28 protein-coding genes and 1 pseudogene are annotated in these 26,703 nt (G+C 56.7%); 14 read left to right on the forward strand and 15 right to left on the reverse strand.

Annotation, left to right across the window (positions count from 1 at the left end; genetic code table 11):
* The first annotated feature begins 10 nt into the window (after positions 1-10).
* Genes HII27_RS17530 through clcB form a run of 4 tightly spaced genes read left to right on the forward strand, consistent with a single transcriptional unit; the run spans position 11 to position 3,460 of the window.
* The gene (locus HII27_RS17530; protein ID WP_185669061.1) at positions 11-628 is read left to right on the forward strand and encodes a DMSO/selenate family reductase complex B subunit; all 618 of its coding nucleotides are present in this window, start codon (positions 11-13) and stop codon (positions 626-628) included.
* Position 629: 1 nt separating this feature from the next.
* Positions 630-1,487 (forward strand): dimethyl sulfoxide reductase anchor subunit family protein, encoded by an 858-nt coding sequence (locus HII27_RS17535; RefSeq protein ID WP_185669062.1) that lies wholly within the window; start codon positions 630-632, stop codon positions 1,485-1,487.
* Positions 1,488-1,534: 47 nt separating this feature from the next.
* On the forward strand, positions 1,535-2,149 hold the full coding sequence (dmsD, locus tag HII27_RS17540; protein ID WP_185669063.1) for a Tat proofreading chaperone DmsD: 615 nt from the start codon (positions 1,535-1,537) through the stop codon (positions 2,147-2,149).
* A gap of 15 nt (positions 2,150-2,164) precedes the next feature.
* The gene (gene clcB / locus HII27_RS17545; RefSeq protein ID WP_185669064.1) at positions 2,165-3,460 is read left to right on the forward strand and encodes a voltage-gated ClC-type chloride channel ClcB; all 1,296 of its coding nucleotides are present in this window, start codon (positions 2,165-2,167) and stop codon (positions 3,458-3,460) included.
* On the opposite strand, the gene bioD is transcribed toward clcB, so the two are convergent.
* From bioD to HII27_RS17560, 3 genes are all read right to left on the reverse strand, one after another.
* Positions 3,413-4,108: a dethiobiotin synthase gene (bioD, locus tag HII27_RS17550; protein WP_185669100.1), complete on the reverse strand. Its 696-nt coding sequence runs from the start codon at positions 4,106-4,108 to the stop codon at positions 3,413-3,415. The two genes, clcB and bioD, sit on opposite strands and share 48 nt — an antisense overlap.
* Before the next feature lie 131 nt (positions 4,109-4,239).
* The gene (gene mlc, locus HII27_RS17555; RefSeq protein WP_185669065.1) at positions 4,240-5,457 is read right to left on the reverse strand and encodes a sugar metabolism global transcriptional regulator Mlc; all 1,218 of its coding nucleotides are present in this window, start codon (positions 5,455-5,457) and stop codon (positions 4,240-4,242) included.
* 113 nt (positions 5,458-5,570) lie between these two features.
* Positions 5,571-6,488 carry a LysR family transcriptional regulator gene (locus HII27_RS17560; RefSeq protein WP_185669066.1) on the reverse strand — a complete coding sequence of 306 codons (918 nt, stop codon included), beginning with the start codon at positions 6,486-6,488 and terminating at the stop codon, positions 5,571-5,573.
* 114 nt (positions 6,489-6,602) lie between these two features.
* On the opposite strand from HII27_RS17560, the gene HII27_RS17565 reads away from it, so the two are divergent.
* From HII27_RS17565 to HII27_RS17580, 5 genes are all read left to right on the forward strand, one after another.
* Positions 6,603-7,853: an MFS transporter gene (locus HII27_RS17565; protein ID WP_185669067.1), complete on the forward strand. Its 1,251-nt coding sequence runs from the start codon at positions 6,603-6,605 to the stop codon at positions 7,851-7,853.
* A 187-nt stretch (positions 7,854-8,040) separates the two neighbouring features.
* Positions 8,041-9,237 carry an MFS transporter gene (locus tag HII27_RS17570; protein ID WP_185669068.1) on the forward strand — a complete coding sequence of 399 codons (1,197 nt, stop codon included), beginning with the start codon at positions 8,041-8,043 and terminating at the stop codon, positions 9,235-9,237.
* A gap of 171 nt (positions 9,238-9,408) precedes the next feature.
* On the forward strand, positions 9,409-9,954 hold the full coding sequence (asr, locus tag HII27_RS17575; protein WP_185669069.1) for an acid resistance repetitive basic protein Asr: 546 nt from the start codon (positions 9,409-9,411) through the stop codon (positions 9,952-9,954).
* A 148-nt stretch (positions 9,955-10,102) separates the two neighbouring features.
* Positions 10,103-10,186 (forward strand): small membrane protein YdgU, encoded by an 84-nt coding sequence (gene ydgU / locus HII27_RS27620; protein WP_455583647.1) that lies wholly within the window; start codon positions 10,103-10,105, stop codon positions 10,184-10,186.
* Positions 10,187-10,287: 101 nt separating this feature from the next.
* On the forward strand, positions 10,288-11,112 hold the full coding sequence (locus HII27_RS17580; protein WP_185669070.1) for a trypsin-like serine peptidase: 825 nt from the start codon (positions 10,288-10,290) through the stop codon (positions 11,110-11,112).
* On the opposite strand, the gene HII27_RS17585 is transcribed toward HII27_RS17580, so the two are convergent.
* From HII27_RS17585 to mdtJ, 3 genes are all read right to left on the reverse strand, one after another.
* Positions 11,109-13,274 (reverse strand): bifunctional diguanylate cyclase/phosphodiesterase, encoded by a 2,166-nt coding sequence (locus HII27_RS17585; RefSeq protein ID WP_185669071.1) that lies wholly within the window; start codon positions 13,272-13,274, stop codon positions 11,109-11,111. The two genes, HII27_RS17580 and HII27_RS17585, sit on opposite strands and share 4 nt — an antisense overlap.
* A gap of 92 nt (positions 13,275-13,366) precedes the next feature.
* Positions 13,367-13,696: a multidrug/spermidine efflux SMR transporter subunit MdtI gene (gene mdtI / locus HII27_RS17590; protein WP_185669072.1), complete on the reverse strand. Its 330-nt coding sequence runs from the start codon at positions 13,694-13,696 to the stop codon at positions 13,367-13,369.
* Positions 13,689-14,057 (reverse strand): multidrug/spermidine efflux SMR transporter subunit MdtJ, encoded by a 369-nt coding sequence (gene mdtJ, locus HII27_RS17595; protein ID WP_185669073.1) that lies wholly within the window; start codon positions 14,055-14,057, stop codon positions 13,689-13,691. The genes mdtI and mdtJ overlap by 8 nt, the downstream gene beginning before the upstream one ends.
* 402 nt (positions 14,058-14,459) lie before the next feature.
* Between mdtJ and HII27_RS17600 the strand changes: the two are divergent.
* Positions 14,460-15,490 (forward strand): annotated as a pseudogene (locus tag HII27_RS17600) (AI-2E family transporter).
* A 2-nt stretch (positions 15,491-15,492) separates the two neighbouring features.
* Here the strand turns inward: HII27_RS17600 and HII27_RS17605 are convergent.
* From HII27_RS17605 to HII27_RS17645, 9 genes are all read right to left on the reverse strand, one after another.
* Positions 15,493-15,666 (reverse strand): GhoT/OrtT family toxin, encoded by a 174-nt coding sequence (locus HII27_RS17605; RefSeq protein ID WP_185669074.1) that lies wholly within the window; start codon positions 15,664-15,666, stop codon positions 15,493-15,495.
* 197 nt (positions 15,667-15,863) lie between these two features.
* A complete protein-coding gene (locus tag HII27_RS17610; protein WP_185669075.1) occupies positions 15,864-16,100 on the reverse strand; it encodes a hypothetical protein in 237 nt (78 codons plus the stop codon).
* A gap of 130 nt (positions 16,101-16,230) precedes the next feature.
* A complete protein-coding gene (locus tag HII27_RS17615; protein ID WP_185669076.1) occupies positions 16,231-16,476 on the reverse strand; it encodes a hypothetical protein in 246 nt (81 codons plus the stop codon).
* 35 nt (positions 16,477-16,511) lie between these two features.
* Positions 16,512-17,936 (reverse strand): aminobutyraldehyde dehydrogenase, encoded by a 1,425-nt coding sequence (gene patD / locus HII27_RS17620; RefSeq protein WP_185669077.1) that lies wholly within the window; start codon positions 17,934-17,936, stop codon positions 16,512-16,514.
* Positions 17,937-17,950: 14 nt separating this feature from the next.
* A complete protein-coding gene (locus HII27_RS17625) occupies positions 17,951-18,766 on the reverse strand; it encodes an ABC transporter permease (protein WP_185669078.1) in 816 nt (271 codons plus the stop codon).
* Positions 18,756-19,685 carry an ABC transporter permease gene (locus tag HII27_RS17630; protein WP_223883241.1) on the reverse strand — a complete coding sequence of 310 codons (930 nt, stop codon included), beginning with the start codon at positions 19,683-19,685 and terminating at the stop codon, positions 18,756-18,758. The genes HII27_RS17625 and HII27_RS17630 overlap by 11 nt, the downstream gene beginning before the upstream one ends.
* 12 nt (positions 19,686-19,697) lie before the next feature.
* Complete coding sequence (locus tag HII27_RS17635) at positions 19,698-20,711, reverse strand: ABC transporter ATP-binding protein (RefSeq protein ID WP_185669080.1); 1,014 nt, start codon at positions 20,709-20,711, stop codon at positions 19,698-19,700.
* A 17-nt stretch (positions 20,712-20,728) separates the two neighbouring features.
* The gene (ydcS, locus tag HII27_RS17640; protein WP_185669081.1) at positions 20,729-21,874 is read right to left on the reverse strand and encodes a putative ABC transporter substrate-binding protein YdcS; all 1,146 of its coding nucleotides are present in this window, start codon (positions 21,872-21,874) and stop codon (positions 20,729-20,731) included.
* Between the two features lie 274 nt (positions 21,875-22,148).
* Positions 22,149-23,561: an aminotransferase-like domain-containing protein gene (locus HII27_RS17645; RefSeq protein ID WP_185669082.1), complete on the reverse strand. Its 1,413-nt coding sequence runs from the start codon at positions 23,559-23,561 to the stop codon at positions 22,149-22,151.
* Between the two features lie 259 nt (positions 23,562-23,820).
* On the opposite strand from HII27_RS17645, the gene HII27_RS17650 reads away from it, so the two are divergent.
* The 4 genes from HII27_RS17650 to HII27_RS17665 all read left to right on the forward strand — a co-directional run bounded on the left by HII27_RS17650 (position 23,821) and on the right by HII27_RS17665 (position 26,684).
* Positions 23,821-24,015, forward strand: a complete 195-nt coding sequence (locus HII27_RS17650) for a hypothetical protein (RefSeq protein WP_185669083.1) — start codon at positions 23,821-23,823, stop codon at positions 24,013-24,015.
* A 145-nt stretch (positions 24,016-24,160) separates the two neighbouring features.
* Positions 24,161-25,552, forward strand: a complete 1,392-nt coding sequence (locus tag HII27_RS17655; protein ID WP_185669084.1) for a cytochrome ubiquinol oxidase subunit I — start codon at positions 24,161-24,163, stop codon at positions 25,550-25,552.
* Positions 25,549-26,559 (forward strand): cytochrome d ubiquinol oxidase subunit II, encoded by a 1,011-nt coding sequence (gene cydB, locus HII27_RS17660; protein WP_185669085.1) that lies wholly within the window; start codon positions 25,549-25,551, stop codon positions 26,557-26,559. Before HII27_RS17655 ends, cydB begins: the two co-directional genes overlap by 4 nt.
* A complete protein-coding gene (locus HII27_RS17665; protein ID WP_185669086.1) occupies positions 26,559-26,684 on the forward strand; it encodes a DUF2474 domain-containing protein in 126 nt (41 codons plus the stop codon). The genes cydB and HII27_RS17665 overlap by 1 nt, the downstream gene beginning before the upstream one ends.
* The last annotated feature ends 19 nt before the right edge of the window (positions 26,685-26,703 follow it).

A 26,703-nucleotide genomic window follows, 5' to 3' on the forward strand; every position in this document is an offset into this window, starting at 1 on the left:
GGATTAGCCCATGAGCACCCAATACGGATTTTTCATCGACTCGGCCCGCTGCACCGGTTGTAAAACCTGCGAGCTGGCCTGTAAAGATTACAAAGACTTAACTCCGGACGTTAGCTTCCGCCGTATTTACGAATACGCGGGCGGCGACTGGCAGGAAGATAACGGCGTCTGGAATCAGAACGTCTTTGCTTACTATCTCTCCATCGCCTGTAACCACTGCGAAGACCCGGCCTGTACCAAAGTGTGCCCTAGCGGCGCGATGCACAAACGCGAAGATGGCTTTGTTGTCGTCAACGAAGATGTCTGCATCGGCTGCCGTTACTGCCATATGGCCTGCCCGTATGGTGCGCCGCAGTACAACGAAGCTAAAGGTCATATGACCAAATGCGACGGCTGTCATGAGCGCGTGGCGGAAGGCAAGAAGCCGATTTGCGTGGAGTCCTGCCCGCTGCGTGCGCTGGACTTTGGGCCTATCGAAGAACTGCGGCAGAAGCACGGTACGCTTGCGGCGGTGGCGCCGCTGCCGTCCGCGCACTTCACCAAGCCAAGCATTGTGATTAAACCCAACGCCAATGCACGTCCGTGCGGCGATACCACTGGCTATCTGGCCAATCCGAAGGAGGTGTAAGATGGGAAGCGGATGGCATGAATGGCCGCTGGTGCTGTTTACCGTGCTGGGGCAGTGCGTAGCAGGCGCGACAATCGTCACTGGGCTAGGCTGGCTGGCAGCGCGCCATGAACCGGCAGAGCAGCGCCGCATTGTGCTCACTATGTTTTTCCTTTGGGTTATCATGGGAATCGCATTCTTCGCCTCGGTGCTGCACCTTGGCTCGCCGCTGCGGGCGTTCAATTCGTTGAACCGCGTGGGGGCATCGGCGTTGAGTAATGAGATTGCCAGCGGCTCCGTGTTCTTTGCCGTCGGCGGTTTCTGGTGGCTGCTGTCAGTTCTCGGGAAAATGCCTGCGGCGCTCGGACGCGTCTGGCTATTGGTCAGTATGGTACTGGGGCTACTATTTGTCTGGGCAATGACGCGTGTTTATCAGATAGATACCGTGCCAACCTGGTATAATGGTTATACGACGGCCTCGTTCTTCCTGACCGTCTTGCTCACCGGGCCGCTGTTTGCCGCGCTGCTGCTGAAGCTGGCGAAAGTACCGTTTAACGGTAAGTTCTTCGCCGCGGTCAGCGTGCTGGGCTATTTGCTCAGCGTGGCGGTCGTGGTGCTGCAAACCTCAGAGTTGGGCTTTATTCACAGCTCGGTTCAGCAGGCTAACGCGCTGCTGCCGGACTGGGGCCGCTTACAGGTGTGGCGCTTCGTCCTGCTGGCAGCCGGTTTGGGCTGCTGGATCTGCCCACTGTTGCGCCGCGTTCCGCCACGCGCTGTGGGGCTGGCGCTGGGGTTAGTACTGGTACTGGTTGGCGAACTTATCGGTCGCGGGCTGTTCTATGGCCTGCATATGACCGTCGGCATGGCGATTGCCGGGTAAATCATCGGCGCGGGAGTTTTCCCGCGCCCCTATAAGGAAATGCAGTAATGAATGACGTTCAGCACAACGACGCCTTAGCGTTCTCTGCCCGGGTACTGGGTGCCCTGTTCTATTTTGCACCTAATAGCACGCTCGCCGAGCCGCTGGTTGCCGCTTTCACCGACGGCGAGTGGCTTGAGCAGTGGCCGTATGCCGTTGAACATGCCGATGCCCTTTCCGCTGGGTTTGCTGCACAAGGCGATGAATCGCTTCCTCAGGCCTGGCAACGCCTGTTTATCGGGCCATCAGCGCTGCCGTCACCACCGTGGGGATCCGTCTGGCTGGATCGTGAGAACGTGCTGTTTGGCGACTCTACCCTGGCGCTGCGCCAGTGGATGCGTGAAAACCAGATTGCTTTCGATGTAGAGCAAAACGAGCCGGAAGATCACTTCGGCACCCTGCTGATGCTGGCGGCCTGGCTTTTGGAAAACGGCCGTGATGACGCCTGTAATCAACTGCTGGCCTGGCATCTCCTGCCGTGGGCACCGCGCTTCCTCGCTGAATTTATTGAAAAAGCGGGCCATCCGTTCTTTATTGCTCTGGGGAAACTGGCCCAGCAAACGCTGGCGCAGTGGCAGTCCTCGCTGCTGATCCCCGTCGCTGACAAAAAGCTGTACCGCTAAGCCACCGAGAAAACGATGCAGCGTCTTCATCACTACCCCGATATTACGGCGATGTTTCGTCGCCTGCTGATTGCCACCGTCATAGGCGTCCTCGCGGCGCTGGCGGTGGCGCTCTTTCGTCACGCCATGTATCTGGGGGAGTGGCTATTTCTCAGCAATGATAGCGGCAGCCTGGTCAACGCCGCTGAAGGGCTGGTGTGGTGGCGACGGCTGATTACTCCCGTCCTCGGTGGGCTTGCCGCCGGGATGCTGCTGTGGGCCTGGCAGCGCCACACCCGCCAGCGCACGCACGCACCCACCGACTACATGGAAGCGCTGGAAAGCGACGAAGGCAAGTTTGATACCGGTGCCAGCCTGATTAAATCCGCCGCCTCATTGCTGGTGGTTATTAGCGGTAGCGCCATCGGCCGCGAAGGTGCCATGATCCTGCTAGCCGCCCTCGCCGCCTCTTTTTTTGCCCAGCGCTTCACGCCAAAAGATGAGTGGAAGCTATGGATCGCCTGCGGGGCCGCCGCCGGGATGGCCAGCGCCTATCACGCACCGCTGGCGGGCAGCCTGTTTATCGCCGAGATCCTGTTCGGCACCCTGATGCTAGCCTCGCTTGGCCCGGTGGTGATTGCCGCCGTGGTGGCGCTACTGACCACCCAGTTGATGAACGGCGGCGCAGAGCTGCTCTACCGCGTTGGCGATCTGCCCGCGCTCACTGCCACCCATTACGCCCTGATGCTCACCACCGGACTGGTCTGCGGTTTAGGCGGGCCGCTGCTGATGTGGTTGATGGACATGAGTCACCAGGGTTTTCTGCGGCTCAAACTGTCGCCTCCCTGGCAGCTTGCGCTCGGCGGGCTGTTTGTCGGATTGCTTTCGCTGTTAACACCCGCCGTCTGGGGCAACGGTTATAGCGTGGTGCAGGGTTTTCTGCTGACGCCGCCGAGCTTTGCCATTATCGCCGGTATCTTTGTATGCAAGCTGCTCGCCATTCTTGCCAGCAGCGGCTCGGGCGCGCCCGGTGGGGTCTTTACCCCAACGCTGTTTATTGGCCTGGCGGTCGGGATTTTGTTTGCTAATACGTGGGGGCTGGTGTTTCCTGCCCATGAGGCGATGGCAATACTGCTGGGGGTCACGGGGATGGCCACGCTACTGGCGGCAACGACGCATGCGCCGATTATGTCAACGCTGATGATTTGTGAAATGACCGGGCAGTATACGTTACTACCCGGTTTACTGATTGCCTGCGTGCTGGCGTCGGTGTTGTCGCGAACCTTACGCCAGAATTCTATCTACCGTCAGCACGTTACGGAGCATCGCTAAGTCAACGTACTGGCTCAGCTCACGCTGTTCCGGACGCGGCAGGTACGGCAGTTCACCCACCAGCGGTGCCGGCAGCTTTTTGCTGAGGACGTCGATAATTTCCGCATAGTGCGCCAGGCCTGGGTTGATACGATTCGCCACCCAGCCAATCAGCGGCAGGCCGTCGTTAGCGATAGCCTGAGCGGTCAGCAATGCATGGTTAATACAGCCTTCCTGAATGCCAACCACCATGAGCACCGGCAGTTGTTCCTGCACTACCCATTCCGAGAGCGGACGCAAATCGTTCATCAGGCTGCGCCAGCCGCCGGTCCCTTCAACCACCACGTTATCGACCTGCTGGCTCAGATTGGCCAGGCCGTCAGACAATAAGGTGTAGTTGATCGGGCAACTGTGGGCAACGCTGCTCTCTTCTTCGCTCAGCGCAATCGGGTTGATAGCGTCATAGGGTAAGTCCAGCGATGAAACGGCCTGCAGAACCAGCGCATCTTTATTGCGCAGCCCCTCTGCGGTTTCCTTGCTGCCTTTGGCAACTGGTTTGTATCCTGCCACCCGTTTCCCGCTGGCGGCGAGCGCCTGCAAAAGCGCACGAGAAACCACCGTCTTGCCGACAGAAGTATCAGTACCAGTAATAAAGAAACGATTAAGCATCACAAACTAACCCCACTCCTGCGCCATGAAAATATCATGGCAATGAATAATTCAACGGAGTGAAAGTTTACGTGATGTGCGAATGGGTCAGATTGAGATAGCGCAATTTTTTGCAAAACTGCTAAAAATTGTTAACCCTGTAACAGTCTAATCAGCAATGTTCCATTATACAGCGCGTCTTTTACCAGCGCCGCCCCCGCCATGGTGCCGCGGTTCGAGAACTGTGTCTGCTCTACCGCAATGTGCTTGCTGTAGGCGGGCAGCGACTGCTGGCGAATGCAGTCGCCAATCGCCGGGAAGAGGATGTCGGCGGCCTGATTAAACGGCGAGCCAATCAAAATTTTCTGCGGATTGAAAAGGTTAACCATGATGGCGAGGATTCGCCCGACGTTGGTTCCGATGCTGCTGATGATATCCTTTGCCAGTAAATCGCCCTGCATCGCGGCCTGACATAGCCACTCCACGCTGAGCGGCTTTTGATGCAGCATGGAGCTCATCGACTGCTGCATGCGCACCTGGGTCAGTTCCATCACGCTTTCCACGCTGGCGATGGTCTCCAGACAGCCGTGGTTGCCGCAATAGCAGCGCTTACCGTACGGGTCGACCTGGGTATGACCAATCTCTACCAGACTGCTGCTGCCAGCATGCAGTAAACGCCCATCGGTAATCACCCCCGCACCGACGTTGTGGTCGATAACCACCTGAATCACATCGCGCGCGCCGCGTGATGCGCCAAACAGCGCCTCGGCCATCGTCCAGGCGCTGATATCGTGCTGGATATACACCGGCACGCCGGTATGCGCCTCCAGCGTACCGCCCAGCGGAACATCGGTAACATCATAAAACGGCATACGATGAATAATGCCGTTCTCGGTATCGATAATACCCGGCAGGGTGATGGCAATCGCAGTCAGACGTTCAAGCAGACTCTGGTGGCGAATAAAGAACTGGTCAATATGGGACACCACCCGATTCAGGAACGGGATCTCATCTTCCAGCGCCAGATCCAACTGTTCTTCCACCACCAGCTTACTGCTGAGGTCACGCAGCGCCAGATGGATAACACCCCGGCTGATACGCACGGAAAGATAGTGCCAGGCTTCCGTTTCCACCATCAGGCCCACGGCGGGACGACCGCGGCTGCCCGCTTCCTGAATTTCCGTTTCCTGAACCAGGTGTGCTTCCAGCAGTTCGCGAACAATTTTGGTGATACTGGCGGGCGCCAGTTGCGCAAGTCGGGAAAGGTCGATACGCGACACCAGGCCGAGCTGATCAATAAGGCGATAAACCGCCCCTGCGTTGGTCTGCTTGATTTGATCGATATGCCCTGGCTGACTGTCCGCTACCACCGTAAAAACTCCCTTATTTTCGCGCTTCGAAATAAACACTTTGGGCTATGGTGAAGTACTTGAACGCTCTGCGTCAAATTTTTACTTAGCCTTGTGATTTACTGCACAATTTTTCACACATTTGGCAGCGAAACGCTCACCTTTGCCGCGTTTAACAGATGCTGTTTGAAACGCTGTGCCGCCTGGCTAAGCTCATGGTGTTTAGACCATACCAGCCACATTTCCGACACTGCATCCTCTTCGGCAATCGGCACCCAGCGCATTTCATGCAGCTGTACCCGGCGAAACGACGCCGGCAGTATCGACACCCCCAGCCCCGAAGCCACAAGGCCGATAATCGTCATCGCCTCGCCCACCTCCTGCGTGATGGTCGGTACCGCATCGTAGCGGCGCATCAGGCCCAGAATATCGTCATACAGCCCGGTGCCCACATGCGGGTCAAAGAAGACAAACGGCTCTTTCCCCAATTCCACCAGGCTCACCGCCGGTTTATTGGCAAGCGGATGGTCGCGGTGAATCATCGCCAGCAGCGGTTCGCGCAGGATCACCTGCCAGTCGAGGGTGTCAGGAAGTTGGGTATTGCGCATCAGGCCCAGCTCAAGCGCCCCCTCCGTTAACGGCGAAATCTGCTCGCGGGTATTGGTTTCCCGCGTCTGGATATGCACATCCGGGTAGCGCTGACGAAAGGTAGAGAGCGTATCTGAAACCGCCTTGATAAACGGCGCTGAAGAGGTAAAGCCGATATGTAACTCTCCCGTCTCCCCGTGATGCAGACGGCTTGCCCGCGCGGCCGCTTCGTTCACCTGCAGCAAAATCTGGCGGCTATCGGCAAGAAACTGCCGCCCCGCTTCCGTCAGGCTCACGCTGCGGTTGGTGCGGGCAAACAGCCGCGCCCCAACTTGTTGCTCGAGTATCTGGATCTGCTGGCTTAGCGGCGGCTGGGAGATATTGAGCCGCGCCGCCGCGCGCCCAAAGTGCAGTTCTTCGGCGACGGCAATGAAATAACGCAGGTGGCGAAGTTCAATATTCATATTTTAAAAGTATCAATTGAGATTATTAATATATTAGACAGAATATTTACAATTTCCTACTCTGATTATGTGACCTGAGTCGATATTACCCACTGTTTTATGCAAGGATTTCCCGTGAGCCGCACAACCACCGCAGACGACGCGCCTGCCATTGATGTCCGCGATGATACCCCCCTTCAGTCAAACGCTTTTATTCGCCGCGGTACGCCCGCCTTTATTCGGGTAACGCTCGCGCTGTTCTCTGCCGGGCTGGCAACCTTCGCGCTGCTGTACTGCGTGCAGCCAATCCTGCCGGTGCTGTCACATGAGTTCGGCATTTCGCCTGCGGGGAGCAGTATTTCGCTCTCTATCTCGACGGCAATGCTGGCAGTCGGCTTGCTGTTTACCGGCCCGCTCTCCGATGCCATCGGGCGTAAAAAGGTGATGGTCACCGCGCTACTGCTGGCCTCCTGCTGTTCGCTGCTCTCCACGATGATGACCAGTTGGCACGGCATTCTGATTATGCGCGCGCTGATTGGCCTGTCGCTTAGCGGCGTGGCAGCGGTCGGCATGACCTACCTCAGCGAAGAGATTCACCCAAGCTTTGTCGCCTTTTCGATGGGGCTCTATATCAGTGGTAACTCAATAGGCGGGATGAGTGGACGCCTGTTGACCGGGGTCTTTACCGATTTCTTCGGCTGGCGCGTAGCATTGGCGGTTATCAGCGCCTTTGCGCTGGCGTCAGCGGTGATGTTCTGGCGCATTTTGCCGGAGTCTCGCCACTTCCGTCCAAGCTCACTAAAACCGAAAACGCTGCTGATTAACCTGCACCTGCACTGGCGCGACCGTGGTCTGCCGCTGCTGTTTGTTGAAGGTTTTCTGCTGATGGGTGCGTTCGTCACCCTCTTTAACTACATAGGCTATCGCCTGATGCTGTCGCCGTGGTCACTCAATCAGGCGGTGGTTGGCCTGCTCTCCGTGGCCTATCTGACCGGCACCTGGAGCTCGCCAAAAGCAGGGATGATGACCACGCGCTACGGTCGCGGGCCGGTGATGATCTTCTTTACCGGGGTAATGCTGCTCGGCCTGCTGCTGACGCTGTTCTCGCCGCTGTGGGTGATTTTCCCCGGTATGCTGCTCTTTTCCGCCGGGTTCTTTGCCGCCCACTCGGTTGCCAGCAGTTGGATTGGCCCGCGCGCTCGCCGCGCAAGAGGCCAGGCGTCTTCGCTGTATCTGTTCAGCTACTACCTCGGCTCCAGCATCGCCGGGACGCTCGGCGGCGTATTCTGGCACAACTACGGCTGGAACGGCGTCGGTGGATTTATCGCGCTGCTGCTGGTCGGCGCGCTGCTGGTGGGTTTCACCTTACATAAGCGCCTGCATTAATCCGCAACGCCACGTAGCCCGGACGAGGCAATGCCGACTCTGGGACATCCCCGGCGGCGCTCCGCCTGGACGGGCTACGGTGCTGATAACTAATACTTATACGATTGACATAAAATGCGTTGCCATCTCGCCATACTAGCTGGCAATTCCTATAATGGCCCCACTTCTGTCTTACCAATGTAGCGCTATGACGACCCGTGCCAGCAATACCCAACTGAACCTTCGCATTATCTCGATCGTTGTTTTCACCTGTATCTGCTACCTCTCTATCGGCCTGCCGCTCGCCGTGCTGCCGGGCTTTATTCACTACAACCTCGGCTACAGCACGTTTGTCGCGGGCGCGGTAATCAGCCTGCAGTACATTTCGACGCTGGTCAGCCGACCGCACGCCGGGCGCTATACCGATATCTGGGGTCCAAAAAAAGTCGTCAGCTTAGGGATTGTCTGCTGCCTGATGAGCGGTCTGTTCACCCTCGCAGCGGCAGCGGCTCACGCCAGCCCCATTCTGGCGGTAGCGCTGTTACTGGTCGGCCGTGTGTTCCTCGGCGTAGGCGAAAGCTTCACGTCCACCGGATCGACGCTTTGGGGGATTAAAACCGTCGGTGCGATTCACACCTCACGGGTGATCTCCTGGAACGGCGTTGCCACCTATGTGGCGATGGCGGCAGGTGCGCCGTTGGGCGTTGTGCTCAACGACTGGTTCGGCATCAGCGGTTTTGCCGCGCTGATTGTGATTATCGCCGTCGTGGGGCTACTGTTTGCTCGTACTCGCGCCGACGTCAGCGTCAGCGCCGGCGTCAGGGCGCCCTTTCACGTGGTGGCCCGCAAGATCTGGCCATACGGTCTGGGGCTCGGGCTAGGCACCGTTGGCTTCGGCGTCATTGCCACCTTTATCACTCTCTACTTCTCTTCTCACGGTTGGGCGGGCGCGGCGTTTACCCTGTCGTTGTTCAGCATTGGGTTTATCTGTATTCGTCTGGTGCTTGGCAACACCATCACCCGCTTTGGCGGGCTGCGGGTATCGCTTATCTGCTACGTGGTGGAGTGTCTGGGGCTGCTGATCATCTGGTTTGCCCCAAACGCGTGGATGGCGGGCGTTGGCGCATTCCTGACCGGTTCGGGCTTCTCGCTGGTCTTCCCGGCGCTCGGCGTTGAAGCCGTGAAGCAGGTGGAAGAACAAAATCAGGGAACCGCGCTGGGGACCTATTCCGCGTTTCTCGACCTGGCGCTTGGCCTCACCGGCCCGGTGGCCGGCTGGATTGCTGGTTATCAGGGTTTAGGCAGCATTTACCTGATTGCCGCTATCGTCGTGGCCTGGGCCTTCGCCCTGATCCTGCGCGTGTACCTTTCCCAGCGCGCCAGACAGACCCCCTGCCAGAGCTAACCCTTTGCGGGGCGGTCAAAAACCGCCCCGTTACGGATGTACAACAAATCTCGTACATTACGTTACACGCCGAAACCAATCACTCACGGAAAGCCGGCTCGCTCATCGATATAGTTACTTCAACGGCCCCGCAGTGGGGTTGAATGAAAAAACCAATTCGAGGGTATCAGAATGAAAAAAGTATTAGCTCTGGTTGTTGCCGCTGCTATGGGTCTGTCTTCCGCTGCATTTGCTGCTGACGCAACTGCAACTCCGGCTCCGGCTGCTTCCGCTACCGCAACTCACGCGGCACCGGCTAAAGCCACTCACCACAAAAAACACAAGAAAGAAGCCGCTAAACCAGCTGCAGAGCAGAAAGCTCAGGCCGCTAAAAAGCACAAAAAAGCCGCTGCTAAACCAGCCGTAGCGCAGAAAGCCCAGGCTGCTAAAAAACACAAAAAAGCAGCAGCTAAACCAGCTGTAGCGCAGAAAGCTCAGGCTGCTAAAAAGCACCACAAAGCAGCAACTAAACCAGCTGTAGCGCAGAAAGCGCAGGCTGCTAAAAAGCACCACAAAGCCGCTGCTAAACCAGCTGTAGCGCAGAAAGCGCAGGCTGCTAAAAAGCACCACAAAGCCGCTGCTAAACCAGCTGTAGCACAGAAAGCTCAGGCTGCTAAAAAGCACCACAAAGCCGCTAAACACACTGCTGCTAAACCAGCCGCTCAGCCAGCTGCATAATCATTCTTGATAACGTATCCGCGTAGCAATACGCTGATACAGGTGGCGCCGGGAGGCTAGCAGCAATGCTGAATCCGGGCGGCCACCTGAGTTAATCAATTATCATATCGGCGCTTATATAGCGCCGATTTTTTCCTGGAGAGCAATCATGTTGCGGCGCTATCGTTTCGAGCTCATCCTGGCATTCCTTATCATCTGCGCGCTGATCGCAACCCAGTTTTTCTTTTACTGAGCGTAGTTCGCTGATTTTACTCCCACTTTTTGCTTCTCCCGTCTATAGTAGTCTCATTGGGTTTATTTTTTATAATCATAATTGCCCCATCAGAGAGTGATATGCGTACAGCCTTTGTGTGTTGTTTACTGGGAACGTTATCCGTACTACCGTTGATTTCCCATGCTGATGACGATGATATTGGCATCAGTGCAAAAGACATTAAAACCCTGTTCTTTGGTCAGGACGATCGTACCCTTGTCAGCCATCCCGCCCAGGCCCCCTGGGATGCGATTGGCCAGCTGGAAACCGCCAGCGGCAATCTGTGTACGGCAACCTTGATTTCTCCTCACCTGGCGCTAACCGCCGGGCACTGCCTGCTTGAGCCACCGCGTGGCAAGCTGGATAAAGCCGTTGCGCTGCGCTTTGTTTCGCAGAAAGGGACCTGGCGCTATGAAATTCATGATATTGAAGGCCGTGTCGATCCTTCTTTAGGCAAACGCCTGAAAGCGGATGGCGACGGCTGGATTGTTCCTGCTTCCGCCGCACCGTGGGATTTTGGCATTATCGTGCTGCGCAACCCACCTTCTGGCATCACGCCGCTGCCGGTATTTGCGGGCAATAAAGACGATCTCACCGCCGCGCTGAAAGCAACGGGCCGTAAAGTCACCCAGTCAGGCTATCCGCTTGACCATCTTGATTCGCTGTACAGCCATGAGGATTGTACGGTAACGGGCTGGGCGCAGACCTCGGTGCTCTCTCACCAGTGCGATACGCTACCGGGCGATAGCGGTTCACCGCTGCTGCTGAAAACGGACTCGGGCTGGCAGGTGATTGCCGTACAAAGCTCCGCGCCAGCGGCAAAAGACCGCCAGCGTGCCGACAACCGCGCCATCTCGGTGACCGGTTTTCGCGATAAGCTGGAAGCGCTGGCCGCCGGAAACTAACTCTGTCGTTGCTGGTGACGTAACGCCAGCAGCGACGAGAGCGGCATCGGCTCGCTGAAGTAAAATCCTTGCAGCTGATCACAACCTGCGAGCCGCAGTAGCTTCATTTGTTTCTCCGTTTCAACCCCTTCCGCTATCACCGTCATGCCGAGCGCACTGGCAATACGAATGGTCCCACCGACCAGCGCCGCCGCCTGATCGTCATCGTCCACCAGCCCGGCCAGCGACTTGTCGATTTTAATAGTGTCAAAGTTGAAACGCCGCAGGTAACCAATGCTGGAATAGCCGGTGCCGAAGTCATCCAGCGCCACGGCGGTGCCCAGCGCTTTCAGCGCAGAAATCGCCGCTCTTGCCCGCTCCGGTCTTTCCAGCACGTAAGTTTCGGTGACTTCAAGCTGCAGTCGTGCCGGCGGGAAGCCGGAGGATTTCAGCACGCTTGAGACCTTATCCTCAAACTCCGGGTCGCGAAACTGGGCCGGGGAGATATTCACCGACAGCTTCAAATCGTTATGTGCCAGCAGATCCCGACAGGCTCGCGCCAGCACAAACTGCCCAAGCGAGTAGATAAGCCCGCTGGTTTCGGCGATGGTAATAAACGCATCCGGCATCAATTCGCCCTTCGGCCGCCGCGGCCAGCGCACCAGCGCTTCGACTCCAACCATTGCCTGCGAGCGCGCACAGACGATCGGCTGGTACCAGACTTCAAACTCATCATGCTCCAGCCCGTGGCGAATATCGTCCTCCAGCGACAGTTGATACTCGCGAGCGCTGCTCAGCTCGGCATCGTAATGGGTAATACGCCCTTTGCCGGTGATTTTCGAGTGGTACATGGCAATATCTGCCTGACGGAATAGCTCCGAGCTGGTTTTCTCCTTCAACGTACCGCTGGCGATACCGAGACTGGCGCTGATATGTAGCGTTCGTTCGCCGATACGGATCGGCGTACTCAGGTAGTCCAACACGCTCCCGGCAAACGCTGAGGCGCTGGCTTCAGAGTGTGTGCCGCCTACGGTCATCGCAAATTCGTCGCCGCCCATGCGCGCCAGCATACCGCCGTGCGGCACCAGCGTTTGCAGCATATCCGCAATACGAATAATCAAAATATCGCCGACATCATGACCATAAATGTCGTTAACATCTTTGAAACCATCGAGATCGATAAACACTACCGTTTTGATATCCCGATCGCCACGGCGGCTGATTCGCTCAAGCTGCTCAATCAACGCTCGGCGGTTGGGCAGATGGCTCAGCCAATCGGTTAACGCAATCTCCCTCGCCTGCCGCTCGCCGCGCGCCAGTTTCCACAGCCCCAGGCTGCTGACGAGGATAAACAGCAGAATTAACCCGGTTGCCAGCAGCACAATTTCACGAATTTCCGGCGAAGCCGCCTGCGCGGCCTCGACACCAGGTTGACGAAGCTGCCAATCAAGCCAGCCGACTACCTCCCCGCTGGAGGTCCGCACCGGTATGTTGTATTTATTTTGCGGCGAATCGGTGAGGGTCAGATTTTCAATCTGGAAGGTATTGCCGAGAGTGCTCAGCAGCAATGGGTTGATGTGTCGGGTAATCACCAGATAGCGGCGGGTCGCGTCATAGACCTTCAAGCGCCCAACCATTGGGCGGATCAGACCAATGCCGATAAAGGCGAGGCCTTCCCGGGTTTTGGTTATCCCAGCAAAGTTATTTTTTCCCCGGCGCAGTGGGTCTTCATTGTGGGCTATCAGCGCTTTTAGCCCACTACCAAAAAACGCGAGATCGTGCTCGTTAAACGGCGAACTGCGAAACGAGCCCCACAGCACATGGTAGTTTTCGTCCAGCACGAAGGTGCCGTCATAAAGATTATTGATTTTGAAACCCGCGCCCCAGGTGTTGTACAGCCAGGTGGTATCCAGCTTCGGCGCATAAACTTCGCGCACCGCATCATCCCAGATGGCGTTATCGATAACCAGCGAGAGGACGCGATTGATAGAGGTCTGCATCGCGCCGTCAACGGAGAGCGCCGAACGGCGGGCATCGATATCGTTGGTTTTGCTGGTAATAAGGCTTTGGGAAAGGTAGAGAAGCGAAATAATAGAAAAAATCAGGCCAATGCCCGCGAAGAAGATAATCACGAACAGCGTTCTGGCTGTGGCTATATTACGCCAGCGTGACGGATCGAACATAGTTCACCCTCGCATCAAATACGCTAACCCTTTGTTACAAGCGTAATACAGACACAAGATTTCGCTGCCCGATTTCTCAGGCAGCGATCACATCAGGCGAGCTTAATCATCACCATACCGATCAACAGCAGGCCTAAACCCACCCAGCCTTTGTTGTTCAGTCGCTGGCCGAAGAGGATCCACCCCGCCGCCAGCGTCGCGGCGACGCCGAAACCACCCCAGATGGCGTAGGCGACGGAGAGGTCAATCCCCTTCACCGCCTGTGACAGCGCACTGAACGCGGCCAATACGGCGACCAGCGACAGGATACCGTAGCTTTTGCGACGGAAGCCGTCCGAGAACTTGAGGAAAATATTAGCGACAATTTCCAGTACGATGGAGCCTGCCAGCCATAAGCCGTGAATCATCTCAAAGTTATGCATGATTCACCTCTTTGTGCAGCGTTTTGTTCGCCTTCGCGGGCTTACGAGTACCGGACTTAATCAGTACGATACCGGCAATCAAGGTTGCCAGACCTGCGGCCTTCATCACCGTAAGGCTTTCGTCAAACAGCAGTACGCTGAACAGGGTGATCAATACGATACCAATGCCTTCCCACAGCGCATAGGCTACACCCAGAGCGATTTTTTTAACCGCAAACGAAAGGAAAATATACGACAAGGCGATCATCACGAGCATCAAAATAAAGCCGGTGTTTCCATCAGATACGCTCGCCCATTTCATAGAAAGCGTACCAGTAATTTCAGCAACAATGGCCAGGGCTAATAAAATCCAGTAAAACATGGTCCTTCTCCTGCATGAGAATATAATCCGTGCAGTTCGCGGCGATGCGCAAACTGAAATAAAATGATTAAAATTTAGCTCAAACGAAGAAGGGTACTATAGCGCGTTGCGCCAGTGCTGCTCACCACAGAAGGCAGAAAAGGAAGGTAAAACAGAAGGTTTGGTAAAGCTGAACGTCCTGAACATATTGTCCATAAAATTACAATTATCCGCGGTATTGCTTCTCATCGTTGCGGATTAAAATTGTCCTCGGTAGTTAAACACAGCTAATTTCTAACACAGATGTCGAAGTATCTCAAAATGTTTGCAAATCTTTACTGAGGCTGTTTGATGTTAATGCATTTATTATTAGTTGATTCGCAATTATCATATTCTGCATAGGTTTTAGCAGGAGCTAACAACATGTCCAGGCCGATCATTACGCTTAATGGATTAAAAATTGTCATCATGCTGGGCATGCTGGTCATCATTCTCACCGGCATTCGTTTTGCCGCTGATATCATCGTACCGTTCGTGCTAGCGCTGTTTATCGCGGTGGTGCTGAACCCGGTGGTGCAGCTGATGGTGCGCTGGCGCGTGCCGCGCGTGCTGGGAATTTCACTGCTGATTGGGGTGATTATCCTCGCCGCCGTGCTGTTACTCGCCACGCTTGGCACCTCGCTAAACGAACTAACGCGCACCCTGCCGCAGTACCGTTCGTCGCTGGCGGTCCCCATCTATAATCTCGAGCCCTGGCTGCAGCGCTTTGGCATCAGCGTCGCCCGGATGAGCTGATTAAGTATATCGATCCTAATGCCGCTATGACGCTGGTCTCACGCTTTCTGACCCAGCTTTCAAACGCCATGTCGTCGATCTTTTTACTGCTGCTGACGGTGGTGTTTATGCTGCTGGAGGTCCCGCAGCTCCCGGCCAAACTGCAGCAAATTATGGCAAAACCGACGGAAGGGATGGCAGCAATACAGCGGGCGCTGGATAGCGTAAGCCACTATCTGGTGCTGAAAACCGCTATCAGCGTGGTGACAGGTCTGGTGGTATGGGCAATGCTGGAGTTACTCGGGGTACGTTTTGCCTTTATCTGGGGGCTGCTGGCGTTTGCGCTCAACTATATTCCGAACATCGGTTCGGTGCTGGCGGCCATTCCCCCTATCCTTCAGGTGCTGGTGTTCAGCGGCTTTTATGATGCGCTGATCGTCCTTGCGGGGTATCTGATAATTAACCTCGTGTTCGGCAACATTCTCGAGCCCCGCATCATGGGACGCGGACTGGGACTCTCGACGCTAGTAGTGTTTCTGTCGTTAATCTTCTGGGGCTGGCTGCTTGGCCCGGTCGGCATGCTGCTCTCCGTCCCGCTGACCATTATCGTCAAAATTGCCCTTGAGCAGACCGAAGGCGGCAAAAGCATTGCTATCCTGCTCAGCGACTTAAGCAAATAACGTCAGAACAGCGACAACAGCAGCGCCACGGGAAAGCTAAACGGCCAGGTGGCGCCAATTAACAGCGTCGCAATCAGGCGAATTGAGGTGCTTTCGCGGGTAAGAAACCAGGTAATAATGGCGCAGATAACCGCCATCACGGCGTAGAAGATGAGCATATGTTGATATAGCGTCACCAATCGAATCCTTGTAATTGATCGTTAAAGCGGCGCAATATGCTACGTTTCTTGACGCACATCAAGTTTTTCGCCACTTATCGCTGAAATATTGTGCAACCAGGACATCCGGCTCCAGCCGAATTGACTGCTAAATCGAAAAAACCCAGCACTACGTTACGCCGCGCTGGGTTTTATTTCTGTGACACGCTGTACGATTAGCGCTTTGGCACGGTGGACGCGAAGATGCTGTCCGTCGTTGGATCGCTCACATAATGGTTGGGATCGTACCGCGGTACTAAGTTTACTTTTTCCGCATCCCAGGCCTGCGCGACGCAGGCGGCGCTCACGCGGTTTTGTCCTTCACAGGCCGCCACGCGGCTGGCTGAATAGTAGGTCCCAATCCCCATTACCGCGGCAATCACCGCAGCAGTACACACAATACTTTTTTTCATTTTTCTGGCTATACCCGGTTTTACAACGGCGCGGATCCTCGCACGTTGCACCGGGTATGTCAAAAACCAGGGAGGGGTAGCGGCAGGCATCGCGCCTACCGCGAAGGGGGTAAATGATGAGGAAAGGTCGCTAGTGACCTTCAGGTTTATATCTTTCAAAAGCCGCCAGCCAATCGTACCTCGTCAGGGTGCCAACCTCTTTCTCCCCCTCCTCAAGTTTGATGATTAGCCTTCGCTTATTGATGCTCTCCTGGTTAAAGAAATAAGGTGTCAGCCTCTTTGCCAGCGACGCATACATCTCCTGAGCGATACGTTCACCGGCCTCGGGGCCATATTTCTCAAACTCATTTTTGATATCCTGAAAATCCTGATTCACGCCATCTCCCTACCGATCATGCGCTAAACGCGCGATCAATGTTTTATCATTACATGGCGAACCACGGTGTAATCTTCCAGTCCGTAGACAGACATATCCTTACCGTAGCCCGAAAGTTTCTGACCGCCGTGCGGCATTTCGCTGACCAGCATAAAGTGGGTGTTCACCCAGGTGCAACCATACTGTAAGCGGGCGCTCAAACGATGCGCACGCCCGACGTCCTGCGTCCACACCGAGGATGCCAGCCCGTACTGGGAGTCGTTCGCCCAGCCCAGCACCTGTTCTTCGGTATCAAATGCCGTAACGCTCACCACCGGGCCGAACACTTCACGCTGGACGATATCATCGTCCTGTTTTGCCCCCGCCAGCAGCGTTGGCTGGAAGTAATAGCCTGCGCCTGCCGCTTTCTCGCCGCCGGTCACCACTTTAATATGCGGCAACGCTTTAGCCCGCGACACGGCGTCGCTCACCCGCGCCAGATGCGCCTGCGAACTGAGCGGCCCCAGTTCCGTACTTTCATCTTCCGGCGCGCCGGATTTCAGGCTCGCTATTGCCGCACCGAGTTTCTCCACCAGCCGTTCATAAACGCCTTTCTGCGCGTAGATTCGACAGGCGGCCGTACAGTCCTGCCCGGCATTGTAGAAACCAAAGGTTCTGACGCCTTCCACCACCGCATCAATATCGGCGTCATCAAACACAATCACCGGCGCTTTGCCGCCAAGCTCCATATGCGTACGCTTAATCGACGACGCGGTATGGGCGATAATGTGCTCCCCAGTGGCAATCGAACCGGTCAGCGACACCATCCGTACTTTAGCGTGCCCGGTTAGCGGGTCACCCACCGTTTTACCACGGCCAAACAGCACGTTCAGCACGCCCGCTGGGAAGATATCCTTCGCCAGCTCTGCCAGGGTTAAGGCGGTGAGCGGCGTGATTTCGGACGGTTTGATCACCACGCAGTTCCCCGCCGCCAGCGCTGGCGCCAGCTTCCAGGCCGCCATCATCAGCGGGTAGTTCCACGGCGCAATCGATGCCACCACGCCCACCGGGTCGCGTCGAATCATCGAGGTGTGGCCTTCCAGATATTCACCGGCCGCCAGCCCGTTCAGGCAGCGCGCAGCACCGGCAAAGAAACGGAACACATCCACCACCGCCGGAATTTCATCATTGGTCACGCAGTGCAGCGGTTTGCCGCAGTTGAGCGATTCCAGGCGGGCAAAGGTAGCGGCATGTTCTTCAATGACATCCGCCAGCTTGAGCAGGCACTCCGCACGATGCTTCGGCGTGGTTTGCCCCCATTGAACAAACGCCCGGTCTGCGGCATTTACCGCCGCATCCACCTGGGCCGCCGAGGCTTCCGCAATCGTCAGCAGGATCTCACCCGTCGCGGGGTTGTAGACCGGTTGGGATTCCCCTTCACCTGCGACCAGTTCACCATTAATCAGTAACTTATGTTGCATAGCATGATCCTGTTTTATTTAAATGTCGTACCACCGTTGGCGGCCCCATCGTCTTCGCGAGTCAGCCACCACGCCCCTAAAATCGGTATCATCGTTAACAGCATGACCATCAGCGCCACCACGTTGGTTACCGGCACATCGCGAGGTCGGCCAAGCTGGTTCAACAGCCACAGTGGCAGCGTGCGCTCATGCCCGGCAGTAAAGGTTGTGACGATAATTTCATCAAACGACAGCGCAAACGCCAGCATGCCCCCGGCCAGCAGCGCCGAGCCTAAATTCGGCAGCACCACGTGACGGAAGGTTTGCCAGCCGTTCGCGCCCAGATCCATCGACGCTTCCACCAGGCTCCATGAGGTCCGGCGGAAACGGGCAATCACGTTGTTAAACACCACCACTACGCAGAACGTGGCGTGGCCAATAACAATGGTGATCAACCCTGGTTCCAGGTTGACCGCTTTAAAGGCAGTCAGCAGCGCCAGACCGGTCACGATCCCCGGCAGTGCGATCGGCAGCATCAGCAACAGCGAAATAGCGCTTTTGCCGAAAAAGTCACGCCGCCACAGCGCTGCTGCAGCAAGCGTGCCAAGTACCAATGCAATCGCCGTCGACAGTGCCGCAATCTTTAGTGACAGTGTCACGGCGTCGAAGATATCCCCACGCGATGCCGCTTCGCTGAACCAGTGCAGCGTCAGGCCTTTCGGCGGGAAGCTGAACGCCGCGTCTTCAGTGTTGAAGGCATAGATGGCGATGATCGCCAGCGGGAAATGCAGGAAGATAACTCCGCCCCAGGCGGCAATTTTGAGAAACAGCGGTGCCCTTTCAGAGTGCATCGAACGCTCCCAGGCGCTTCACGAACGCCAGATAGAGGGCAATCAGCATGATGGGCACCAGGGTAAACGCCGCTGCCATAGGCATATTGCCGATAGCACCCTGCTGGGAATAGACCATGTTGCCAATGAAATAGCCCGGCGGCCCCACCAGCTGCGGCACGATAAAGTCGCCTAAGGTCAGTGAGAAGGTGAAAATGGAACCCGCAGCAATCCCGGGGATTGCCATCGGCACCACCACGTGGCGGAAGGTCTGACGTGGGCGGGCGCCGAGGTCAGCGGAAGCCTGAAGCAGCGAACCGGGAATACGCTCCAGCGCCGCCTGCACCGGCAGGATCATAAACGGCAGCCAGATGTAGACGAAGACCAGAAAACGACCGAGCCCCGAGGTAGACAGCGTATTACCGCCGACGCCCGGTATCGTCAGAATCGCCGCCAGCAGCGTCTCCAGACCCAGATGATTCAGAAACCATTGCGCCACCCCATCCTTTGCCAGCAACAGCGTCCAGGCATAGGCTTTGACGATATAGCTGGCCCACATCGGCAGCATCACCGCGACATAGAAAAAGGCCTTTTGCTTGCCGCTCGTGTAACGCGCCATATACCACGCCATCGGAAACGCCAGCAGCGCGCTCGCCACGGTAACCGCCAGCGCCATTACCAGCGTACGGATAATGATGTCGTAGTTGGCGGGGTTAAACAGCGCGTAAAGGTTTGCCAGCGTCAGCGTTGGCGTAACGGACATGGTGAAATCGTCGAAGGTATAGAACCCTTGCCACAGCAACGTCAGCAGTGATCCAAAATAGACAATCCCAAACCACATCAGCGGACCGAGCAGTAACAAAAACAGCCCGAGGGTTGGCCTGCGCCAGAACAGGCTGGATAAGCGCCCCTGACGGCGTGCGGGAGGAACCGGCGTCATACTCATCTCCATTCACCTCCCTCCGTCCAGCGCCACCATGGCATCGCGCGCCCATGACGCCAGCACCACGTGACCCACGGTCGGGCCTTCGGCGGTTAGCCCAGCAGAGAAGTTGGCCTGGCTGACCAGCAGTTTTTCGCCGCCCTCCAGCAGCAGTTCATAGCGCGTCGCCGCGCCCTGGTACTGCACTGCCTGTATACGCCCTTGAACCTGAACTTCACCGCCTTCATTAAGGCGAATATGTTCCGGGCGCAGCGCCCAGCTTCCCGTCATTCCGCAGAGCGTTTCCGCCATTGCGGGGGCGAACACGTTAGAGGTGCCGACAAAGCTCGCCACAAACGGCGTGCGTGGGCGCAGATACAGTTCGCGCGGCGTATCCACCTGCTCAATACGGCCGTTGTTGAACACCGCCACCCTGTCAGACATCGACAGCGCCTCACCCTGATCGTGGGTGACGAAAATAAAGGTGATACCGAGATCCTGCTGGAGTTTTTTCAGCTCAAACTGCATCTGCTCGCGCAGCTTCAGATCCAGCGCCCCGAGCGGTTCATCCAGCAGCAGCACCCGCGGTTCGTTCACCAGCGCACGGGCAATCGCCACTCGCTGGCGCTGGCCGCCGGAAAGCTGCGAGGGCTTTCGCGCCCCCACAAAGCCAAGGGCCACTTTTTCTAACGCCTGCGCCGCTTTTGCCTGACGCTCTTTTTTGCCAACACCTTTCACCATCAGGCCGTAGGCCACGTTATCGAGCACCGACATATGTGGGAACAGCGCGTAGTCCTGGAAGACGGTATTGACGTCCCGCTCCCAGGGTGGCAGTTCGCTGGCATGTTTACCAAAGATAGAGATAGCGCCGCCGGAAAGTTGCTCAAACCCGGCGATCAGCCGCAGACAGGTGGTTTTGCCGGAGCCAGATGGCCCCAGCATGGAAAAGAACTCCCCGTCGTGGATGGCAATGCTGACGCCATCCACCGCCCGCACGTCACCATAAAGCCGCGAGACGTCATGAAACTCCACTGCGTACGTCATGTTGGACTCCCGGATGATTAGCGACCGCCCATAATGGCGATATAGTCCTGCGTCCAGCGGCTGTAAGGCACGTATTTACCGCCTTCGGCGATAGGCGTTTTCCAGAAAGCGATTTTGTCGAAGAAGCTGTAGCCGTTGGTCTCACAACCTTTATCGCCCAGCAGCGTGCTGGCTTTACAGCCTTCAGGCACTACCGGCAGCGAACCAAACCACGCCGCCACATCGCCCTGAACCTTCGGCGTTAACGACCAGTTCATCCATTTGTAGGCACAGACCGGGTGCTTCGCTTCAGCGTGCAGCATGGTGGTATCCGCCCAACCGGTGACTCCCTCTTTCGGGAAGACGGTGGCAATCGGCTGCCCTTCACCTTTCAGCCCGTTGGCCTGATACGGCCAGGCGCTGGAGGCCACTACGCCTTCATTTTTGAAATCGCTCATCTGTACGGTGGTGTCGTGCCAGTAGCGGTGGATCAGCTCATGCTGATCGCGCAGCACCTTCAGCACGGCTTGATATTGCGCTTCGGTAAGCTGGTACGGGTCGCTGATGCCCAGCTGTGGCTGGGTGGCTTTAACAAACAGCGCCGCATCGGCGATGTAGATTGGGCCCTCATAGGCCTGCACGCGGCCCTGGTTGGTTTTGCCATCCGGCAGATTTTGCTTAACGAAGATAACGTTCCAGGAGTCCGGCGGCGTTGGGAAGGTTTTGGTGTTGTACATCAGCAGGTTCGGGCCCCACTGATACGGCGTACCGTAAACTTTACCGTCGACGTTAAACCAGGCCCCTTTTTCCAGGCGTGGGTCGAGGGTTTTCCAGTTCTCAATCAGTGCGGTGTTAATCGGCTGCACGCGTTTACCCATGATCAAGCGCAGCGAGGCGTCGCCCGAGGCGGTCACCAGGTCGTAGCCCCCCTTCGCCATCAGGCTGACCATTTCATCGGAAGTCGCGGCGGTTTTCACGTTGACCTGGCAGCCGGTATCTTTTTCAAACTGCGTCACCCAGTCGTAGCCCTTATCGGTCTGGCCCCGTTCGATATACCCCGGCCAGGCGATAATATCCAACCGACCTTCCGCTTTCCCCAGCGACGTTGGCGGTTCGGCGGCATTCGCGGTCGCCACGGTCATCACCAGCGCGCACAGGCTGCTGCGTGCAAATTTCTTGCTCATAACGTTATTACTCCTGTCACAATGAATTTGAGCGGCAGCCGTGCCGTTAAAAATATCTCCCTTACTAAAAATAGACAGCGCCAGACGCTCTACCCGTACAGCGGCGAGATATTTGCACAGGTTGTGACCAAGGGCGCATTCCGCAAAAATGGGAAATGGGCTGAGATAATATGGATTATAGACAAGGGGTTACCGGCCAAAGGCGTTATGCATATTTCCTATGACCGGGTGTTATCAGGAGCGCTATCAGGGAATGGCAGGTGCAACCGGGGGGTTATTTCATCATTCTGCGAATCAGCGCGCCGAGGGTTTCTACCGCCCGCTCTTCGCGCTCGCTCCATCCCCAGGCGGTATTAAACCGGAAGAACGAGGCCCAGTTATCGGTCGTGGAGAACATTTTGCCCGGGGCGATGCTGATATGGTGTTCCAGCGCTTTTGCGCTCAGCACACCGGCATCCAAACCCGTCGGTAGTTCCAGCCACAGAAAGTAGCCGCTGTCATTATGGTGGATGTGCACCTCAGGCGGCAGCGCGCGCATCAGCGCCTGCCAGGCCTGCTGTTTGCGCTCCGCAAGCTGACGGCGTAGACGTCGCAGGTGCGCATCGTAGCGTTTGGTCGCCAGATAATCGACCAACGCCAGCTGCATCGGCGAACTGGTCGACAGTGTGCTCATCAGCTGTAAATGCTGAATACGCCGGGCGTGCTTGCCCGCTGCCACCCAGCCAATACGGAACCCAGGCACCAGACATTTTGAAAATGAACTGCAGTGCAGCGTCATATCACTTTTATCCCACGCCTTTGCTGGCAGCGGTTTATCGCGGCCAAAATAGAGCTCGCTGTAGACATCATCTTCAATCAGCGTGACGTTGTATTCGCTGAGGATCTCCACCAGGCGCGCTTTCTTTTCCGGCGTCAGGGTAAAGCCAAGCGGGTTCTGGCTGTTGGTCATCAACCAGCAGGCTTTCACCGGGTAGGTTTGCAGCGCCTGCACCAGCGCATCGAGGTCGATACCCTCTTGCACATCGGTGGCGACCGACAGTGCTTTGAGCCGTAGACGTTCCAGTGCCTGCAGTGCGCCGTAAAAACAAGGGTTCTCAACGATCACCCAATCGCCCGGTTCCGTGACCGCCTGCAGGCTGAGGTTCAGCGCTTCCAGCGCACCGGCGGTGATCACAATCTCATCCGGGGAGATGGTCATGCCCTGGAGCGCATAGCGCCTTGCGATGGCATGACGCAGTTCGTCATTACCCGGCGGCAGGTTTTCAATCACGCTCATCGCCGTTGCGGTCTTGCTGACCTGTGCCAGCGAGCGGTTAAGCTGCGGCAGCGGGAACAGTTTGGGGTCGGGAAAAGCGGAGGCAAACGGCAGCACCGAGGCATTCCGGCTGGCCTGCAGCACTTCAAAGATATAGGTGTTGATGTCAACGGCGTTATCAGGCATGACCTGCGCAGGCGCCGTAACCGCGCGGGTGGTCACCGCACGCGGGGCGACATAATAGCCGGACTGCGGGCGCGCCACGATGCGCCCCTGGCTTTCCAGCAACTGGTACGCGTGGCTGACGGTCATAAAGCTCATGCCGCTGTTCACCACCTGCTCACGCAGCGACGGCAGTTTATCGCCCGGCAGCCACACCCCAAGGGCAATCTGTTCCATCATCTGCTCGGCGAGGCGCTGGTATTTTTTCATGGCGAATCCCGGTGAATCTTAGATTGCGTCTATATTATATCAGCGTTACAAAATATGCATTTTTATGTAACTGATATGGGTGAATGTTGATTTTGACGCTCACCTGCGCTGGGGTTCAACGTCGTGAACGATTGATCTGCAACATCAAACTGGCCTATGTGGTGGGAAATACATCAGCGCGCGCCACGTAGCCATGGCAAAAAAATGTCAGCTCGTCATGATGTGCAGCTTGCTGAAAACGACGCGAATCACTTATTACATGAAAATGACAAGTATTGAATTGCTGGGCTACTCCGCTGCGCTCTGTTTCTCCTCGGTCATCGCCTCCCAGGAATTACACAGCGAAACGTTAGAACTGGTTAACCCACTGTTGTTTATCGTGGTGCTCGGCAGCGCGCTGGCCTGCCTTTACCCACGAACCAAAAAGTTCGCCTCACGATTCACCCGCGGGTAACCAACCGATAGAGACAGCGATAACAGCCGTCAAAAAATGACCGGAATGTTAAAACTGTTATCATTTAATACCCCTCGACTGTCTCTGCCCCCATGCCGTTCCCCCCTCTAAAATCAAGCCGAGTCTTCTTCTCCACGGAGTTTGCATGTTCGGTCTTGATGCGTTTCACCTCGCGCGAATTCAATTTGCCTTTACCGTTTCGTTCCACATTATTTTTCCCGCCATCACCATCGGCCTCGCCAGCTATCTGGCGGTGCTCGAAGGTCTGTGGTTGAAAACCCGTAACCCGGTCTGGCGTTCGCTGTATCAGTTCTGGTCAAAGATCTTCGCCGTCAATTTCGGCATGGGCGTCGTGTCCGGGCTGGTGATGGCCTATCAGTTTGGTACCAACTGGAGCGGTTTTTCGCAGTTTGCGGGCAGCATTACCGGCCCGCTGTTAACCTATGAAGTGCTGACCGCCTTCTTCCTCGAAGCCGGTTTTCTCGGCGTCATGCTGTTCGGCTGGAACCGCGTCGGCCCAGGGCTGCACTTCTTCGCCACCTGCATGGTCGCGTTGGGCACCATCATCTCCACCTTCTGGATCCTCGCCTCCAACAGCTGGATGCAGACGCCACAGGGATATGAAATCGTCAACGGGCAGGTCGTGCCGGTCGACTGGTTTGCGGTGGTGTTTAACCCATCGTTCCCTTACCGACTGCTGCATATGTCCATTGCCGCGTTCTTGAGCAGTGCGCTGTTCGTCGGCGCGTCGGCGGCCTGGCATCTGCTGCGCGGCAACCAGACGCCAGCTATTCGCACCATGTTTTCCATGGCGCTGTGGATGACGCTTATCGTCGCCCCAATTCAGGCGATGGTCGGTGATATGCACGGTCTCAATACGCTCAAGCATCAGCCAGCGAAAATTGCCGCCATTGAAGGCCACTGGGAAAACCCGCCGGGCGAACCCACGCCGCTGCTGCTGTTTGGCTGGCCGGATATGGAGCAGGAGCGCACTCGCTTCGGGCTGGAGATCCCGGCGTTGGGCAGCCTGATCCTCACCCACAGCCTGGATAAACAGGTTCCGGCGCTAAAAGCGTTCGCCAAAGAAGACAGACCCAACTCCACCATCGTCTTCTGGTCATTCCGCATCATGGCCGGGCTAGGCATGCTGATGTTGTTGCTGGGCGTCATGGCGCTATGGCTGCGCAAGCGGCAAACCCTTTACACCTCGCGCCCGTTCCTGTGGTTCGCGCTGCTGATGGGCCCTTCTGGCCTGGTGGCGATCCTTGCCGGATGGGTGACGACGGAGGTGGGCCGCCAGCCGTGGGTGGTTTATGGGCTGCAGCGCACGGCGGACGCCGTCTCAGCGCACGGTGACCTGCATATGAGCGTCAGTCTGCTGACCTTTTTCGTTGTCTACAGCTCGGTCTTCGGCGTGGGCTACAGCTATATGGTGCGCCTGATCCGCAAAGGCCCGCAGCCGTTTAGCCCTGAACCGCAAGGAACCCCAGCACGTCCACTATCTGCGGCGATGTCCCACGAGGAGGAGCGAGTATGAACATCGATCTGTCCATTATCTGGTTTGTGATTATTGTGTTTGCCACCCTGATGTATATCGTCATGGATGGTTTTGATTTGGGGATTGGCATTCTCTTCCCCTTCACCCGCAGCGCGCAGGAGCGCGATGTGATGGTAAACAGCGTGGCGCCGGTCTGGGACGGCAATGAAACCTGGCTGGTGCTCGGCGGCGCGGGGCTATTTGGCGCGTTCCCGCTGGCCTACGCGGTGATTATCGACGCCTTGACCATTCCGCTGTCGCTGATGCTGGTCGGCCTGATCTTTCGCGGCGTGGCCTTCGAGTTTCGTTTCAATGCCACGCCGTCGCACCGGCCATTCTGGGACAAGGCCTTCATGGGTGGTTCGATTCTGGCGACCTTTTGCCAGGGAATCGTCGTTGGCGCGGTAATTAACGGCTTTGAGGTAACGGGACGGGCCTACAGCGGCGGTGCCTTCGACTGGTTCACGCCGTTTACGCTGTTCTGCGGCGTGGGGCTGACTATCGCCTACGCGCTGCTGGGTGCGACCTGGCTTGTGATGAAAAGCGAAGCCTCGCTCCAGCATACGATGAAGCGCAGCGCGCGCGGGCTGCTGCTGGCGCTACTGGCGGTTATCGCTATTATCAGCCTCTGGACGCCGATGCAGCATGAGGCCATTGCCCGACGCTGGTTTAGCCTGCCGAATCTCTATTATCTGCTACCGGTGCCGCTGCTGGTTATCGCCGCCAGCGCCCTGCTGTGGCGGCACCTGGCACGAGATACCAGCCATGCGCAGCCGTTTATTCTGACGCTGGTGCTGGTGTTCCTCGGCTTTAGCGGACTGGGGATCAGCATCTGGCCCGCCATTATTCCGCCGTCCATTACGCTCTGGCAGGCCGCAGCGCCCGTGCAAAGCCAGGAGTTTATGCTGATTGGCGCGCTGTTTATTATCCCGATTATTCTGGTGTACACCTTCTGGAGCTATTACGTTTTTCGCGGCAAAGTGCCGCAGGATGAGGGCTACCATTGATGAAAAATCGCTGGGTTTCACGCCTTTTCTGGCTGGTCGCATTATGGGGCGGCAGCGTATTGGCGCTGGCCGTGGTGGGGAGCCTATTTCGTGTACTGATGACCGCGGCTGGGTTTAAATCCTGATATAACAACGGGATGAATG

The organism is Kluyvera sichuanensis (assembly GCF_014218705.1).
GTDB classification, from domain to species: Bacteria; Pseudomonadota; Gammaproteobacteria; order Enterobacterales; family Enterobacteriaceae; genus Kluyvera; species Kluyvera sichuanensis.

Bases quoted from the DNA above. Each gene is read 5' to 3' on its own strand.
- HII27_RS17530 (WP_185669061.1), top strand. From the start codon at position 11: ATGAGCACCCAATACGGATTTTTCATCGACTCGGCCCGCTGCACCGGT.
- HII27_RS17535 (WP_185669062.1), top strand. From the start codon at position 630: ATGGGAAGCGGATGGCATGAATGGCCGCTGGTGCTGTTTACCGTGCTG.
- dmsD (WP_185669063.1), top strand. From the start codon at position 1,535: ATGAATGACGTTCAGCACAACGACGCCTTAGCGTTCTCTGCCCGGGTA.
- clcB (WP_185669064.1), top strand. From the start codon at position 2,165: ATGCAGCGTCTTCATCACTACCCCGATATTACGGCGATGTTTCGTCGC.
- bioD (WP_185669100.1), bottom strand. From the start codon at position 4,108: ATGCTTAATCGTTTCTTTATTACTGGTACTGATACTTCTGTCGGCAAG.
- HII27_RS17560 (WP_185669066.1), bottom strand. From the start codon at position 6,488: ATGAATATTGAACTTCGCCACCTGCGTTATTTCATTGCCGTCGCCGAA.
- HII27_RS17570 (WP_185669068.1), top strand. From the start codon at position 8,041: ATGACGACCCGTGCCAGCAATACCCAACTGAACCTTCGCATTATCTCG.
- asr (WP_185669069.1), top strand. From the start codon at position 9,409: ATGAAAAAAGTATTAGCTCTGGTTGTTGCCGCTGCTATGGGTCTGTCT.
- ydgU (WP_455583647.1), top strand. From the start codon at position 10,103: ATGTTGCGGCGCTATCGTTTCGAGCTCATCCTGGCATTCCTTATCATC.
- HII27_RS17580 (WP_185669070.1), top strand. From the start codon at position 10,288: ATGCGTACAGCCTTTGTGTGTTGTTTACTGGGAACGTTATCCGTACTA.
- HII27_RS17585 (WP_185669071.1), bottom strand. From the start codon at position 13,274: ATGTTCGATCCGTCACGCTGGCGTAATATAGCCACAGCCAGAACGCTG.
- mdtI (WP_185669072.1), bottom strand. From the start codon at position 13,696: ATGCATAACTTTGAGATGATTCACGGCTTATGGCTGGCAGGCTCCATC.
- mdtJ (WP_185669073.1), bottom strand. From the start codon at position 14,057: ATGTTTTACTGGATTTTATTAGCCCTGGCCATTGTTGCTGAAATTACT.
- HII27_RS17610 (WP_185669075.1), bottom strand. From the start codon at position 16,100: ATGAAAAAAAGTATTGTGTGTACTGCTGCGGTGATTGCCGCGGTAATG.
- patD (WP_185669077.1), bottom strand. From the start codon at position 17,936: ATGCAACATAAGTTACTGATTAATGGTGAACTGGTCGCAGGTGAAGGG.
- HII27_RS17625 (WP_185669078.1), bottom strand. From the start codon at position 18,766: ATGCACTCTGAAAGGGCACCGCTGTTTCTCAAAATTGCCGCCTGGGGC.
- HII27_RS17630 (WP_223883241.1), bottom strand. From the start codon at position 19,685: ATGACGCCGGTTCCTCCCGCACGCCGTCAGGGGCGCTTATCCAGCCTG.
- HII27_RS17635 (WP_185669080.1), bottom strand. From the start codon at position 20,711: ATGACGTACGCAGTGGAGTTTCATGACGTCTCGCGGCTTTATGGTGAC.
- ydcS (WP_185669081.1), bottom strand. From the start codon at position 21,874: ATGAGCAAGAAATTTGCACGCAGCAGCCTGTGCGCGCTGGTGATGACC.
- HII27_RS17645 (WP_185669082.1), bottom strand. From the start codon at position 23,561: ATGAAAAAATACCAGCGCCTCGCCGAGCAGATGATGGAACAGATTGCC.
- HII27_RS17650 (WP_185669083.1), top strand. From the start codon at position 23,821: ATGAAAATGACAAGTATTGAATTGCTGGGCTACTCCGCTGCGCTCTGT.
- HII27_RS17655 (WP_185669084.1), top strand. From the start codon at position 24,161: ATGTTCGGTCTTGATGCGTTTCACCTCGCGCGAATTCAATTTGCCTTT.
- cydB (WP_185669085.1), top strand. From the start codon at position 25,549: ATGAACATCGATCTGTCCATTATCTGGTTTGTGATTATTGTGTTTGCC.
- HII27_RS17665 (WP_185669086.1), top strand. From the start codon at position 26,559: ATGAAAAATCGCTGGGTTTCACGCCTTTTCTGGCTGGTCGCATTATGG.